Annotated in this window: 15 protein-coding genes; 10 read left to right on the forward strand and 5 right to left on the reverse strand. The window is 65.4% G+C overall.

Annotation, left to right across the window (positions count from 1 at the left end):
- Positions 1-121 precede the first annotated feature (121 nt).
- Both AC07VH_RS15890 and AC07VH_RS15895 read right to left on the reverse strand, forming a co-directional pair.
- Positions 122-961 carry a PhzF family phenazine biosynthesis protein gene (locus AC07VH_RS15890; protein ID WP_494788637.1) on the reverse strand — a complete coding sequence of 280 codons (840 nt, stop codon included), beginning with the start codon at positions 959-961 and terminating at the stop codon, positions 122-124.
- A gap of 15 nt (positions 962-976) precedes the next feature.
- Positions 977-2,368 carry an MATE family efflux transporter gene (locus AC07VH_RS15895; protein ID WP_475417448.1) on the reverse strand — a complete coding sequence of 464 codons (1,392 nt, stop codon included), beginning with the start codon at positions 2,366-2,368 and terminating at the stop codon, positions 977-979.
- A 189-nt stretch (positions 2,369-2,557) separates the two neighbouring features.
- Between AC07VH_RS15895 and AC07VH_RS15900 the strand changes: the two genes are divergently transcribed.
- From AC07VH_RS15900 to AC07VH_RS15925, 6 genes are all read left to right on the forward strand, one after another.
- Positions 2,558-3,241 carry a beta/gamma-crystallin gene (locus AC07VH_RS15900; protein ID WP_494788638.1) on the forward strand — a complete coding sequence of 228 codons (684 nt, stop codon included), beginning with the start codon at positions 2,558-2,560 and terminating at the stop codon, positions 3,239-3,241.
- 178 nt (positions 3,242-3,419) lie between these two features.
- On the forward strand, positions 3,420-4,295 hold the full coding sequence (locus AC07VH_RS15905; protein ID WP_475417450.1) for a beta/gamma crystallin family protein: 876 nt from the start codon (positions 3,420-3,422) through the stop codon (positions 4,293-4,295).
- Positions 4,296-4,397: 102 nt separating this feature from the next.
- Positions 4,398-5,390, forward strand: coding sequence for a beta/gamma crystallin family protein (locus AC07VH_RS15910; protein ID WP_475417451.1), 993 nt, complete (start codon positions 4,398-4,400; stop codon positions 5,388-5,390).
- A gap of 159 nt (positions 5,391-5,549) precedes the next feature.
- Entirely contained in the window at positions 5,550-6,230 is a 681-nt protein-coding gene (locus AC07VH_RS15915) for a beta/gamma crystallin family protein (protein WP_475417452.1), read from the forward strand.
- Between the two features lie 96 nt (positions 6,231-6,326).
- Positions 6,327-7,247, forward strand: a complete 921-nt coding sequence (locus AC07VH_RS15920; RefSeq protein ID WP_475417453.1) for a DnaJ C-terminal domain-containing protein — start codon at positions 6,327-6,329, stop codon at positions 7,245-7,247.
- Between the two features lie 3 nt (positions 7,248-7,250).
- On the forward strand, positions 7,251-7,562 hold the full coding sequence (locus AC07VH_RS15925) for a chaperone modulator CbpM (RefSeq protein ID WP_034759737.1): 312 nt from the start codon (positions 7,251-7,253) through the stop codon (positions 7,560-7,562).
- Positions 7,563-7,565: 3 nt separating this feature from the next.
- Here the strand turns inward: AC07VH_RS15925 and AC07VH_RS15930 are convergent, their stop codons facing one another.
- Together AC07VH_RS15930 and AC07VH_RS15935 are read right to left on the reverse strand one after the other, a co-directional pair.
- Positions 7,566-7,793, reverse strand: coding sequence for a hypothetical protein (locus AC07VH_RS15930; RefSeq protein WP_475417454.1), 228 nt, complete (start codon positions 7,791-7,793; stop codon positions 7,566-7,568).
- A 143-nt stretch (positions 7,794-7,936) separates the two neighbouring features.
- Positions 7,937-8,851 carry a LysR family transcriptional regulator gene (locus AC07VH_RS15935; RefSeq protein ID WP_494788639.1) on the reverse strand — a complete coding sequence of 305 codons (915 nt, stop codon included), beginning with the start codon at positions 8,849-8,851 and terminating at the stop codon, positions 7,937-7,939.
- Positions 8,852-8,985: 134 nt separating this feature from the next.
- Here AC07VH_RS15935 and AC07VH_RS15940 point away from each other — a divergent pair, with 134 nt between their 5' ends.
- The 3 genes from AC07VH_RS15940 to AC07VH_RS15950 all read left to right on the forward strand — a co-directional run bounded on the left by AC07VH_RS15940 (position 8,986) and on the right by AC07VH_RS15950 (position 10,803).
- The gene (locus AC07VH_RS15940; RefSeq protein ID WP_494788640.1) at positions 8,986-9,591 is read left to right on the forward strand and encodes an FMN-dependent NADH-azoreductase; all 606 of its coding nucleotides are present in this window, start codon (positions 8,986-8,988) and stop codon (positions 9,589-9,591) included.
- 114 nt (positions 9,592-9,705) lie between these two features.
- Positions 9,706-10,260: a nuclear transport factor 2 family protein gene (locus tag AC07VH_RS15945; protein WP_494788641.1), complete on the forward strand. Its 555-nt coding sequence runs from the start codon at positions 9,706-9,708 to the stop codon at positions 10,258-10,260.
- Positions 10,261-10,548: 288 nt separating this feature from the next.
- Positions 10,549-10,803 carry a hypothetical protein gene (locus AC07VH_RS15950; protein WP_070221808.1) on the forward strand — a complete coding sequence of 85 codons (255 nt, stop codon included), beginning with the start codon at positions 10,549-10,551 and terminating at the stop codon, positions 10,801-10,803.
- Here AC07VH_RS15950 and AC07VH_RS15955 read toward each other — a convergent pair.
- Positions 10,785-11,024 (reverse strand): TIGR02450 family Trp-rich protein, encoded by a 240-nt coding sequence (locus AC07VH_RS15955; protein ID WP_494788642.1) that lies wholly within the window; start codon positions 11,022-11,024, stop codon positions 10,785-10,787. The genes AC07VH_RS15950 and AC07VH_RS15955 overlap by 19 nt on opposite strands.
- 72 nt (positions 11,025-11,096) lie before the next feature.
- Here AC07VH_RS15955 and AC07VH_RS15960 point away from each other — a divergent pair, with 72 nt between their 5' ends.
- A complete protein-coding gene (locus AC07VH_RS15960) occupies positions 11,097-11,960 on the forward strand; it encodes a cysteine hydrolase family protein (RefSeq protein ID WP_494788643.1) in 864 nt (287 codons plus the stop codon).
- Positions 11,961-11,965: the final 5 nt, after the last annotated feature.

The following is an 11,965-nucleotide window of genomic DNA, read 5'->3' on the forward strand; positions in this document are numbered from 1 at the left end:
AGACGATACCAGAGCATGCGTGTTTATGCGATAGCGCCAGCCACGGAATAAACCGTTGCTGGCCGTATTTCCTTCGTCAAAAATATCCAGCAGCCGCCCATTCCATGGCGCTTTGCCCCGTTCAAGCCAATATCGACCCTTCGATCACGGTCAGGCATGCGCCGCCTATCCAGGCGTGACCAGCGCGGAAACTGACGGACACGCGGCCGTCGCGCTGCAGGCAGGTGCCCTGGCGGACCGTGTAGTCGCTGCCCGCCAGCAGCTGCGCGATACAGGCGTTGGCGCTGCCCGTGACGGGGTCTTCCACCAGCGCGCCGTGTTCGCTGAGCAGCGCGCGCACTTCGTAGTCGGCCGGTCCGCCGGCGGCGTGCGGGCCGTACAGCGCCAGGCCGTCGGCGCCGGCGGCGGCCAGCAATGGCGTCAGCGCGGCGATGTCGGCGCGCACGGCCAGGCAGGCGGCGGCGCTTGCCAGCGGCACGCACAGCCAGCGGATGCCCATGTCGGCGACGGTGGCGCCCGCGGCCAGTTCTCCGCCCAGCGCTGTTTGCAGCAGCGGCAGCAGCGCCGGGGCGAGCGCGCGCGTGGCGCAGGGCGGCGCCTGGAACGCCAGCATGCCGCCGGCGCCCCGTTCTATCTGTACCAGGCCGACGCCGCATTCCTGCACGATGCGCGTGCCCTTGGGCCGCATGCCCGCATCGAGCAGGGCGTGCGCCGTGCCCAGGGTCGGGTGGCCGGCAAACGGGAATTCCATCTCGGGCGAAAAAATCCGCACGCGGTAATCGGCCGCCGGGTCGCGCGGCGCCAGCACGAAGGTGGTTTCCGACAGGCCCGTCCAGCGCGCGATGGCCTGCATCTGCGCGTCGTCGAGGCCATTCGCGTCGAGCACCACGGCCAGCGGATTGCCGAGGAACGGCACGCTGCTGAAGACATCGACTTGCCTGAAGGGGCGTGGTTGCGGCATGGGGTGCTCCTTGTCTCAGGCTGCGCGCAGGCGCTGCAGCGACAAACGGTTCAAGTACCAGGTCAGCAGCACGGCGGCCACCGTCAGGCCCGTGACCAGGCCGATCCAGAAGCCGGCGGCGGCCATCGGTTCGGCCGGCGACCAGATGAAGCCTTGCGGCGCCAGGCCCAGCACATAGCCGATCGGCAGCGAGAAGCCCCAGAAGGCCAGCAGCTGGATCAGCATCGGCTGGCGCGTCACCTTGTAGCCGCGGATGGCGCAGGAAGTGGCCACCTGCGTCGCGTCGGACAGCTGGAACAGGGCGGCGAACAGCAGCAGCTGCGCGCACAGTTCCTGCACCTGCGGGTCGGACGTGTAGGCTTGCGCGATCTGGTGGCGGAAGATGGTGATGACGGTGGCCGAGACGATGGCCGCCGTCAGCGACATGGCCACGCCCACCCAGGAAATGAAGCGCGCGCGGCGCAGATTGGCTTCGCCCACGGCATGGCCCACGCGCGTGACGAGCGCGATGCCGAAGGTGAGCGGCACCATGAAGACGACGGACGAGAAATTGAGGGCGATCTGGTGCGCCGACACCTGGATCACGCCGAAGCGCGCCACCAGCAGGCTGATGACGCCAAACGCGCTCACTTCGGCAAAATACGTGACGCCGATGGGCAGGCCCAGGCGCAGCATGGGGCCGATGGACGACAACTGCGGCCATTCCCAGTGCGTGAATGGATACGTGGCGCGGTAGGCGGGCGCGATCCGGATCCACGCCAGCATGGCCAGCAGCATCATCCACACGCAGCAGGTGGTGGCCACGGCGCAGCCCACGCCGCCCAGCTTCGGCATGCCCCAGTGGCCGTAGATCAGCAGGTAGTTGACGAGAATGTTCAGCGCCAGCGCGGCCAGCGCGATGACCATCACGGGCTTGGTCTGGTTGATGCTGGTGCTGTAGCCGTACAGCGCGCGGTAGGCGGCGAACGGCGGCAACGCGCAGCTGATGATGTGCACGAACAGCTTGGCCTTGGCGGCCACGGCCGGTTCCAGCATCAGGTGGTCGAATACCAGCGCCGCCATGTTCGTCAGCAGGCAGGCCACCAGGCCGACCAGCAGCGCCTTCCACAGCGACTGGCGCACGATGTGCGGCACCCGGTCGTGGCGCGCGGCGCCGATTTCATGCGCCACGAGGGTATTGATCGCCATCATGATGCCGCTCACCGTCACCAGTACGATGGACCAGATGGCCGCGCCCAGCGACACGGCCGCCAGTTCCTCGGGATTCGTGTGCCCCGTCATCGCCACGTCGGCCGCGCCCATGCCGACGGTGGCCAGCTGGCCGATCAGGATGGGCCAGGCCAGTTTCCACAGCGACGAGACTTCAGTGCGGATGGCGGGCAGGGTGAACGAGGTAGTGTGTGGCATGGTCTGCAAGCTTGACTAAACACAAGATTCTACCGGCATTCGCCCTGCTTGTCCGCCGTGGCCCCCCCCAGCGGCCTGCACGGTAATCATTTGTTACAGCTAAGTGGGCCAGTCGCGGATAGACTGCGCGCTCTATTTGGCAAAATGACCAAATAGTCAACCGCAATATCCTGACTATGGAGCAAGACCATGTTGAAGAAAGCCTTGAACTGCGCCCTGTTGCTGGGCGCCGCCATGACGGCCGAACTGGCCGGCGCCGGCGAACTGACCCTGTATTCGCGCGACGATTATCACGGCCGCTCGCAGACCGTGCGCGATGCCGTCGCCGACCTCGAAGATCTGCGTTTCAACGACACGACGCAAAGCATCCGCGTGCGCTCGGGCCGCTGGGAGGCGTGCGAGGAAGCCGATTTCCGCGGCGCCTGCTTCCTGCTGGAGACGGGCGAGTACCCGTCGCTCGATGGCCGCGCCAACAAGATCACGTCACTGCGCGAAGTGCGCGGCGGCTGGGACGGCCATCGGGGCCGCGACCGTGACGGTGACCGCGACCGGGGGCGCGACTGGGACGACCGCCGTGACCGTGACCGTGACCGCGAGCGCGGCCATTTGCCCGGGCGCTCGCTGGGCGGCGAGCTGACCTTCTATACGCGCGACGATTTCGCCGGCCGCAGCTTGAGCGTGAGCAACGCTTCGGCCGATTTGCGCGAGCGCGACTTCAATGACACGGTGCAAAGCGTGCGCGTGCGCTCCGGCTATTGGGAAGTGTGCGAGGACGTGGGCTTCCGTGGCCGCTGCCGCACCTTGGCGCCGGGCGAGTACGCGAGCCTGGAACGCATGAGCAACCGCATCTCGTCGGTGCGCGAAGTGCGCTGACGCCGGGCAGGCGGTACGCGAAGTGGCAATAACAGGCCCGCAGGGGCTTGTTATTGCTTTTGGTAACAATTTATTGTGCTTTTCCCATACTTTGTTACACCGTTTTTTCTGCGGATGGCTACACTGACATCAGTTGTCATGTCGATCACTTACCTTTGCCACCACCGGAGACCGCCCCATGAATCGCCCGCTCGCCTTTGCTCTGCTGTGTGCCAGTTCGCTGTTTGTCCACCTCGCGGCGCAGGCCGGCGAGATCCGCCTGTATACCGATGATAATTTCAAGGGGCGCGTAGTCGTCTTGCGTGACACGACGGACGACTTGTCGCGCGTCAATTTCAATGACACCGTCTCGAGCATCCAGGTCGATTCGGGCAGCTGGGAAGTGTGCACGCATGCCGATTTCAAGGGCGATTGCAAGACCCTGGAACGGGGCGACTACCGCTCGATGCCGGGCATGAACGATAAGATTTCCTCCGTGCGCGAAGTCGGCACGGGGCAGGGGAGCGGCGGTAGCGGCGGTGGCCGCCGCGCGGCGCTGGAGCTGTTCGCCGATGGCGGCCAGCGCGGTGCGTCGGCCGGCGTGAACTCGGACCGCGACGACCTGGTTGACATCAGCTTCAACGACCGCGCCAGCAGCGCGCGCGTCGAGTACGGCTACTGGCAGCTGTGCAGCGATTCCAACTACCGTGGCAGCTGCCGCGTGTTCGGGCCTGGCAGCCACGATGACCTGGGCAGCCTGAACGGACGCGTGTCGTCGGCGCGCCTGGTCGATCCGCGCGAGGAGAACCGTCCGCAAAATGACGAGGGCCTGGTGGTGCTGTATGGCCGCGCTTTCCTGAAGGGGCCCGGGCTGCAGGTGAACCGCGACGTCAGCGACCTGGTGCGCCTGAACTTCAACGACCAGGCCGCATCCCTCGCCATCAACGAAGGCACCTGGGAAGTCTGCACGGACTCGCAGTTCAACGGCAGCTGCGAGCGCATGGGGCCGGGCAAGTATGAAGTGCTGAACACGACGTTTGACAAGCGTATTTCCTCGCTGCGCCGCCTGTACTGAGCGCGTGATGGGGCCTTCCGCGTGGCCTTGTATTTGTTACACTAGCATCCTGGCGCAACCGCCAGGCAAATCATCACCAAAGAATGAAGAATGGAGTTAATCATGACGGGCCCTTTCAAACACACGCTGGCATGCGCGGCCACCTTGCTGCTATCGCTGGGGGCCCATGCGGCCGCCCATGCGGGCGATATCACCTTGTTCGAGGACGTCGATCTGCGTGGCCGCGCGGTGAACCTGCGCGAGACGACGGACGATTTGTCGCGCATGGGCTTTAACGACAAGGTATCGAGCATCCTGGTGCGTTCGGGTACCTGGGATGTGTGTACCGATGCTGGTTTTCGCGGCAATTGCCGCACCCTGGGGCCGGGCGAATACCGTTCGATGCCGGGCATGAACGACGCCATCAGTTCGGTGCGCGAGTCGGGGCGAGGCGATGGCAACAATCCGGGACGCCCGGGACGCGATCCGGACCGGGGCCATGGCGGCTATGGCCGTGGCGGCACCCTGGAAGTGTATTCGGGTGCGGGCCAGAATGGCGGCTCGGCGCGCCTGAACCGCGACACGGACGATTTCGTCAGTATCGGTTTCAACGACCGCACCACCAGCATCGTCGTCTATAACGGCTACTGGCAGCTGTGCAGCGACTCGAACTACAACGGCGTGTGCCGCATCTTCGGCCCTGGCCGCCACGACGACCTGGGACGCGGCCTCGACGGGCGCGTCTCGTCGGCGCGCATGGTCGACGAGCGCGAAGCGCGCCGCCAGCAGCAGTACGATAATCAGTACCAGCGGCCGCAGTACGACCAGCCGCAATATCCTCAATACCAGCAGCCGCAATACCAGCAGCGCGGCGCCGTCCTGCTGTTCCCCGAAGCGGGCATGCGCGGCGAACCGCTGGCGCTGGACCGCAATGCGGAAGACCTGGTGCGCTACAACTTCAATGACCGCGCCTCGTCCATCGTCGTCAACGAGGGCCAGTGGGAAGTGTGCAGCGATTCGAACTTCCATGGTCGCTGCGAAGTGATCGGGCCGGGCGAATATGGCCGTCTGAACAGCATGGAAAACCAGATTTCCTCGCTGCGCCGCGTGCGCTGATCCCGTCCTGACGTCGTGCAGACAGGCCGCCTGCCGGGTTGATCCCGCCAGGCGGTTTTTACATTCGCTGCCGTGCGCTGACATTTGCTTGCCCTTTGTTACACTCGCCGCCTGTCGCCTGGACTACACTGGCGAAAATGTCTCAGTATTGGAGTTGTCATGGTTCGATCTTTCCGGCCCGCGCTGTTGTGCGCCGCCACCTTCCTCGCCCCCCTCGCCGCATCGGCGGGCGAAATCACGCTGTTCCAGGACGCCGGTTTCCGCGGCCGCCCCGTCACCCTGCGCTCCGACACGGGCGACCTGTCGCGCATGGGCTTTAACGACAAGACCTCGAGCATCATCGTGCGCTCGGGCACCTGGGAAGTGTGCAAGGACGCCAATTACCGTGGCAATTGCCGCGTGCTGCAGCCTGGCCGCTACGACAGCATGCCGGGCATGAACGATGCCGTTTCCTCCGTGCGCGAAGTGGGCCGCCCGGGCCATGGCGGCGGCGATCACCGCCCGTATCCACCGCGCCCGCCGCGTCCCGAGCCGGAGCGTCCTCATCCCGGCTATCCCGGCCACGGCGGCGGACACCGTCCCGACATGAATGGCGCCGTGCTGCTGTTCCCCGACGCCGGCATGCGCGGCCGGCCCGTGCGCCTGGACCGCGAGGTGCACGACTTGAGCCGCTATGGCTTCAACGACCGCGCCGAATCGATCGTCGTCAATTACGGCCGCTGGGAATTCTGCGTCGATGCCAACTTCCGTGGCCGCTGCGTGGTGATGGGGCCAGGCAGCTACGGCCGCCTGCACGGTGGCCTCGACCGCCGCATTTCCTCGCTGCGCCGCGTGCGCTGATTCCGCTGCCGGGCGGCGGCGTATTGTGCGCACGCTGTCCACGGCCCAATTCGTGTACTCTTCCCATAGGCAGTTCAACCATGGGGAGCAAGCACGGTGGAATACAAGGACTACTACAAGGAGCTTGGCGTCGAGAAGACGGCGACCGAGGCCGACATCAAGAAGGCGTACCGCAAGCTGGTGCGCAAATACCATCCCGACGTAAGCAAGGAGCCGGACGCCGACAAGCGCACCAAGGCCCTCAACGAGGCCTACGGCGTGCTGGGCGACGCGGAAAAGCGCGCCGCCTACGATGAACTTGGCCGTAACCAGGGCGCGCAGGGCCAGCCCTTCCGGCCGCCGCCGGACTGGGGCTCGGGCTACGAATCGTCGGGCGCCGACGACAGCGACTTTTTTGCCGACCTGTTCGCCCACGTGGGCGGGCGGCGCCGCGCCGGCGGCAGTTTCCAGATGCAGGGCGAAGACAGCCACGCCGCCATCACCATCGATTTGCAGGACAGCTACCAGGGCGCCAGGCGCCACATCGTCATGCGCGTGCCCGAAGCGGATGCGCAGGGCCATGTGGTGACGCGCGAGCGCACGCTGGAAGTGACGATACCGAAAGGCGTCACGGAAGGGCAGCAGCTGCGCATGAAGGGGCAGGGCAATCCCGGCAGCGGTGGCGCGCCCGCCGGCGATTTGTACCTGGAAATCCGCTTCCGGCCCGACGCGCGCTACAAGGTGGAAGGGCGCGACGTGTTCGAGACCGTGCCCGTCACGCCGTGGGAGGCGGCGCTGGGCGGCGACATCGACGTGCCGACGCCGTCGGGCACCGTGTCCGTCACGGTGCCGCCCAATTCGCAGACGGGGCGCAAGCTGCGCCTGAAGGGGCGCGGCATTCCCGCCGCCCAGCCGGGCGATCTGTATCTGCTGCTGGAAGTGGTGCTGCCGCCGGCGAACGACGACAAGGCGCGCGAACTGTATGCAACCATGGCGCGCGAGATGGCTTTCAATCCGCGCCAGAAGCTGGGAGGGTAAATCATGACAAACAAGGTAATTGGCGAACTGCTCGAAGACCGTGCCCTGAGCCTGGAGGAACTGGCGCGCGCCTGCGCGGTGGAACCGGACTGGGTGGTGCAGCACGTGCAGACGGGCGTGCTGCTGCAGGACGGCCCGCCGGCGGGCCAGCTGACGGCATGGCGCTTCACCAGCCTGGACCTGGTGCGCGCGCGCCGCCTGCACGAAATCGAATCCGTGTTCGACGCGAACGCGGAACTGGCCGCGCTGGTGGTCGATCTATCGGAAGAAGTGGCGCGCCTGCGCCGCCGCCTGCACGTGCTGGGCGTCGAATAGCTTTTATTCGGGCTCGCCGTGGCGTGCCACGGTGAGCCTGGCAATATAAAACTGCCCATCGACGACGACCCGGTGCGGGATGCCGGCCACGTCGAAGCCGGGGCCGCCGTCTTCCATCCACTCCTGCGCCAGCGCGTCGAACTGCTGCGGCGTCATGCGCAGCATCTGCGCCGTGATGACGAAGCGCGCGCCTGGTTTTTGCTTGTTGACGAAGTCGTCGATGCCGGCCATGTGAATCTCTTCAAGGTTGTGTCTGAAATCGGGGTCAGACCCCCGGACACGTTGACACTGAGCTTTGCGTTGGCGGTGTTGAGGGTCTGACCCCAGCAGTTGTTTGGGGCTTGCCCCCGCATGATACCCGTCCGCGCGTTCTTCTAGAAGCCCTGCACCAGCAACGGCAGCTGCTCCGCAAACCGCTCCGTCAGCCACTTGCCCGCCTGGCCCGGCGGCGTGTCGGCGCGCTGGATCAGGTAAATCGGGTAATTCTCGCCATTGTCGACGGCCAGCGGCAGGTGCACCAGCCGTCCCTCCGTCAAATCCTCGCGCACCATCGCTTCGGGCATGTTGCCCCAGCCCAGGCCCGCGCGCAGCAGCGCGTGTTTTGACCCCAGGTCGCCCAGGCGCCAGTTGCGCAATCCCAGCACGCCGAAATCCTGGCCTTCCGTCAGCACGCTGCGGTCGCTGAGTACCAGCTGCACGTGTTCGCGCGCCACGCTGGAAGGAATCGGGCCGGCCAGCTGCGCCAGCGCGTGGCTGGGCGCGGCCACGGGAATCAGGCGCACGTGGCCGACGGCCAGGCGCTCGAAGACGCTGGCCGTGGCCGTCATCCAGCCGCCAAGGCCGATGTGGCAGCTGCCATCCATCACCAGCTGCGCCACGGCGCCCATGGCTTCGATGCGCAGGCGCAGGGCGACGGTGGGGAACTGCGCCTGGAACGCCTCGAGCACGCGCACCAGCACGCAGGTGGGGAACATCACGTCGACCACCACCGACACTTCCGCCTCCAGCCCGCCGGCCAGCGCCTTGGCGCGCGCGCGCATGCCATCGACCTTCAGGGCCACGGCGCGCGCGTCGGCCAGCAGGGCCTTGCCCGCGTCCGTCAGCGTGGGCTTGCGCTTGCCGCGGTCGAGCAGCACCACATTCAGTTGTTCTTCCAGGTTGGCGATGGTGTAGCTGATCACCGATTGCGTGCGGTGCAGCTGGCGCGCCGCGTGGGCGAAACCGCCCGCGTCGATGACGGCGACGAACACGCGCAACTGGTCGAGCGAAGGCTGGCCCGGTTCTCTCATGATGATTCCTTATCTAAAAATTCGATGCTAATCATTTATATTTACATGGTTTTCTCGATGGTAGACCTGAACTATGCTGTATGCAAGGGCTGCGATGCGGCCCATCCCGTCACCCGTTTTCCCAGGAGTACTTCATGAGCAAGGTCTTGTACATCAATAGCAGCGTGCGCAACAGCGGTTCCCTGTCGCGTCAATTGTCGGGCGAATTCGTCGCGAAACTGGCCGCGCAAGGCGCCAGCGTCGTCGAGCGCGACCTGTCCGCGCAACCGGTGCCGCACCTGACGGAAGAAGTGATGGGCGCCTTCTTCACGCCGGCCGAGCAGCGCAGCGCGCAGGCGGCAGCGGCGGTGCAGTTGTCCGATACCCTGGTCGACGAATTGCTGGCGGCCGACGTGCTGGTGCTGGCCGCGCCCATGTACAACTTTTCCGTGCCGTCGACCCTGAAGGCGTGGATCGATCACGTGGCGCGCGCGGGCCGCACTTTCCAGTACACGGCAACGGGCCCCGTCGGCCTGGCCACGGGCAAGAAAGCGCTGATCTTCACGGCCAGCGGCGGCGTCTACAGCGAAGGCCCGGGCGCCGCGTATGACTACCTGAGCACCTATCTGCGCACGGCGCTGGGCTTCATCGGCATCACCGACATCGAGTTCGTGCAAGCGGAAGGCGTGGCCATGGGCGAGGATGCCGTCGCCAGCGCGATCGCCAAGGGCCGCGCCTCGATCGAGGCCCTGGCTGCCTGAGGTCTACTCCGCCGTAGTTCCAAAGAGGGATTGCCAATCTGCCATGGTTGACATAAGCTTGCCGGCGGCACGCCCCGTGCCAGGCCGGCGAGCCGTTCGCCATGAAAGTCCCCCATGCACAAGTTGGCAAGCGCAGTACTGTTCGGCTGTTCCCTGTTTTCGGCAGGCATGGCGCTGGCGCAGACCGCGCCCGCTGCACCGCCTGCGCCGCCCCACGTGGGCCGCCACGCCTCCACGCCCGAGGATATCCGCGCCATCGAGCAGGTCGTCGCCGACTTCCAGGCGGCCCTGATCGCCAAGGACGTCAAACTGCTGTCGTCGCTGATGCTGCACACGAATATCCTGTTCGCCTCGCCGGCCGACGATGCTTTCATCAAGAACATGCGCGACACGACGGACGTCCACTTCGACGGTGTCGGGGCGGGCGGCTACGCCGCTTTCGCCAGCTTCATCAAGCGCGAACCGCAGCGCACGGAAGAAAAATTCTACAACGTCAAGATCACCCAGGACCGCCATGTGGCGTGGGTCAACTTCGACTACGAATTCCTCGTCGGCGGCAAATTGTCGAACTATGGCGTGGAAGCGTGGCAGATGGTCAAGCGCGATGGCGACTGGAAAATCCTCAGCGTCGTCTGGTCCATGCATCCCGCCGCCGAGGCAGGAAAATAGCCGCCCGCCATGCCGCGTCAGTCGCGCGGCAGCGCGCGGATTTCCACCGTGCCCCCCGCGTTCAGTACGGGGTTTCCGATCAACAATTTTTTTGCATCGTCTATACTTTCAGTGGACGTGCCGCCATGCCTGGCGATCAGGCAAGCGTTCAAGTTTTCCCTGTGCCGCGTAATAAAAAGCAGATAAGTAAGTGAGTATCCTGAACAATCGCGAGCGCATGGTTTTACCCTCACCGCGTCAGTCCGTAGAGACAAGCTGTCCGGCCATGTCATTTTTGGAGCGCACATCGTGCCGATAAAGTATGTTGATTTTTATGAGGTGAATTACACGGCAGAGCGCTTGCGGGGCTGCAAGCTATGGGGCGCCTACGTCGCCATCTATGCCCCTTCGCCCAACCCCATGCACCGTGTGAACCTGGTGAAAAAGCGCCGGGTGTCGGCCGACCACCAGTTTACAACGGAAGCCGATGCCATGGCGGAAGCGGGCGAGGCGGCCGTCAAGCTGGTCGAGCGGCGCCAGCGCCGCTATGTCTTCCACCCCTGATGCCACTGCGCGGTATCACGCAGCGCGCGCCAGGGCAGGATGTGCACGCGGCCCGAATGCACGGCTTCCAGTTCCACATGCGTGGCCGCTTCATCCGGCGTGGCAGGGGCGCACAGCTTGATGACGAGAAAATGTTTTTCCTTGTTGACGGGCGTGACGGCCGTCCATTTGCTGTTGAGTAACTTGTTCGGGCGCAAGTTATTGCGATTGGCAAGGTGCATGGCGGGCTCCGGATTGGCGTGATGGCGATGTTGCCATTATCATGCAACTTCCTGCCACGCACGAGGACCGCCATGAAACGCCAGCTGCACCTGCTCGTCATCGACCCGCAAAACGATTTTTGCGACTTGCCTGCCACCTGGCTGCCGCCCGATGCGGCGCCGGCCTTGGCCGTGCCCGGCGCCCACGCCGACATGCTGCGCGTGGCGCAGCTGATCCGTGAAGGGGGCGGCGGCTTGACGCAGATCAGCGTGACGCTCGACGCCCACCACCGCTACGACATCGCCCACCCCGCCTTCTGGCGCACGGGCGATGGCGGCGCCGTGCCGCCGTTTACGCAGATCAGCGCCCAGCAAGTGCGCGACCGCCTGTTCCTGCCCGCCGCCAGCGGCGCCTTGCCGCGCGCGCTGGCCTACCTCGACGCCTTGCAGCAAGCGGGGCGCTACCAGCTGATGGTGTGGCCCGTACACTGCGAGATCGGCAGCTGGGGCCAGAATATCCACGCGGCCGTGCGCGCCGCCTACAACGCCTGGGAAGTGACCAACTTGCAAGTGGTGGCCAAGCTGAGCAAGGGTTCCAATCCGTGGACCGAGCACTACTCGGCCGTCATGGCGGAAGTGCCCGATGTGCAGGATGCGGCCACCCAGCTCAACCGCGCTTTCCTCGACACCCTGCTGCCGGCGCAGCAACTCTACATCTGCGGCGAAGCGGGCAGCCATTGCGTCAAAGCCAGCACGGAACATATCGCCGATTACCTGGAAGCGCAGCAAGGCAAGGCGGCCCTGTCGCGCCTGGTCTTGCTGACGGACTGCATGAGCCCCGTCACGGGCTTCGCAGCGCAGCAGCGCGATTTCCTTTCTGCCATGCGCGAGCGCGGCGCGCGGCTGGCCACGTCCGCCGATGTTTTGCCCGAGTTGTTGGCCAACGCAGACGATTGATGCTT

The sequence above is a fragment of the Janthinobacterium sp. GW821-FHT03C10 genome (genome assembly GCF_059420865.1).

Coding starts and splice junctions, on each gene's coding strand:
- AC07VH_RS15910 (WP_475417451.1), top strand. CDS start 4,398: ATGACGGGCCCTTTCAAACACACGCTGGCATGCGCGGCCACCTTGCTG.
- AC07VH_RS15955 (WP_494788642.1), bottom strand. CDS start 11,024: ATGCACCTTGCCAATCGCAATAACTTGCGCCCGAACAAGTTACTCAAC.
- AC07VH_RS15905 (WP_475417450.1), top strand. CDS start 3,420: ATGAATCGCCCGCTCGCCTTTGCTCTGCTGTGTGCCAGTTCGCTGTTT.
- AC07VH_RS15930 (WP_475417454.1), bottom strand. CDS start 7,793: ATGGCCGGCATCGACGACTTCGTCAACAAGCAAAAACCAGGCGCGCGC.
- AC07VH_RS15935 (WP_494788639.1), bottom strand. CDS start 8,851: ATGAGAGAACCGGGCCAGCCTTCGCTCGACCAGTTGCGCGTGTTCGTC.
- AC07VH_RS15915 (WP_475417452.1), top strand. CDS start 5,550: ATGGTTCGATCTTTCCGGCCCGCGCTGTTGTGCGCCGCCACCTTCCTC.
- AC07VH_RS15940 (WP_494788640.1), top strand. CDS start 8,986: ATGAGCAAGGTCTTGTACATCAATAGCAGCGTGCGCAACAGCGGTTCC.
- AC07VH_RS15890 (WP_494788637.1), bottom strand. CDS start 961: ATGCCGCAACCACGCCCCTTCAGGCAAGTCGATGTCTTCAGCAGCGTG.
- AC07VH_RS15900 (WP_494788638.1), top strand. CDS start 2,558: ATGTTGAAGAAAGCCTTGAACTGCGCCCTGTTGCTGGGCGCCGCCATG.
- AC07VH_RS15960 (WP_494788643.1), top strand. CDS start 11,097: ATGAAACGCCAGCTGCACCTGCTCGTCATCGACCCGCAAAACGATTTT.
- AC07VH_RS15925 (WP_034759737.1), top strand. CDS start 7,251: ATGACAAACAAGGTAATTGGCGAACTGCTCGAAGACCGTGCCCTGAGC.
- AC07VH_RS15945 (WP_494788641.1), top strand. CDS start 9,706: ATGCACAAGTTGGCAAGCGCAGTACTGTTCGGCTGTTCCCTGTTTTCG.
- AC07VH_RS15895 (WP_475417448.1), bottom strand. CDS start 2,368: ATGCCACACACTACCTCGTTCACCCTGCCCGCCATCCGCACTGAAGTC.